The following is a 1285-nucleotide window of genomic DNA, read 5'->3' on the forward strand; positions in this document are numbered from 1 at the left end:
ACCGCTCATGGTGTCGGTTGCCCGCATCAGTACAAATTTATCATCGGCAAACAGTTCCTGACCGGCTTTAATCCCCACCACCTGAATTTTAGAGGTGTTAGCTTCACCGCCGTTCATATTATATTCATTGGTCCCGAAAACGATGGTATCTGCGGTAATCAGCGCGGTGTCAGAATTGACGTGAGCCGGATCTACTGTGAAGTTGTAGTGTTCGAAGTTCGCCATTTCACCACTGAGCTCGAAGGGGGCCGCAGCGACATTCAGGGTGTTACCCGTGAAAATATCGTGATTAATGAGAGATGGAGCTCCGGAATAGTAATACCGACCACCATATAGTGAATTTAATACCTTTGCTGTATCATATATATTGACAGTATTGTCCGTTGCATTTCCTGTATTACTATTACCTGCAACTACCACATTCACATAACTACTATCTGTCAGAATCACTGTATTACCGGTCGCATTGTTGTTTCCACTCTCACCACCGAATGCATTGGTAGCCCAGCTGTTATCATTAAAAATGATTATATTACCAATTGCATCTCCTTCGTTACTAATACCACCATACACCCAATCAGCCCGGCTGCTGTTATTAAAAATCACCGTGTTATTTGTTACATTACCAAAAACACTACCACCGCCAATTGCCGCTGAAAGCTGGCTGCCATCTCTGATTATCACCGAATTATCGGTCACATTTTCTGAATTACTTTTTGCTCCATATACATCATTTTGTACAGTTGTATTATTTCCCTGAACCGTCACTACATTATTTGCAACAAAATGGGTACTATTTGTATCAAAAAGACTACCAGCACCATCACAGATGATATCTGCCCCCCCCTCACTATTTATACCAGTATTGATACAGTCTGCCCTAGCTGAAATAGTGGCACAACACAGCCCGCCGATAAATATCGACAGAATCGTTTTACGTAGTTTAAATTTTTTTTGAATAAAAGTTTGCATATAGCACCTTATAATCAGGTTTAATTCCGATAATATAGAAATGGAAAATGTAAAAACTGAACTACCCCGAGTTTCCTGGGACATAGTTTGCCTGAGTTTTCATGCTGCCACATCCTGCACCTTCAGTGAAGCAAAATGACTTTGTTTTTAGTGGTCAACTAAAACGGTAATCCCCCCGGCCTAGCCGGGGGGGTACAAAAAACACCGGCGGTTGCCGGTGTTTGGGATGAACTCTGTGTCCTTCAGACATCCGGCGGATTTTTCCGTCCGCCTGTCAGAACACGTAGCTGAATTTGATGCTGCCGCCCACACC

1 protein-coding gene is annotated in these 1285 nt (G+C 43.1%); it reads right to left on the minus strand.

All coding sequences use genetic code 11. The annotated features are described in order from the left end of the window. Nucleotides 1–972 (minus strand): hypothetical protein (locus AAZR23_RS20640; protein ID WP_434694499.1); only part of this gene is annotated, 972 nt, incomplete at its 3' end. Nucleotides 973–1285: the final 313 nt, after the last annotated feature.

This window comes from Morganella sp. Je.2.23, assembly GCF_051129855.1.
GTDB classification, from domain to species: domain Bacteria; phylum Pseudomonadota; class Gammaproteobacteria; order Enterobacterales; family Enterobacteriaceae; genus Morganella; species Morganella sibonii.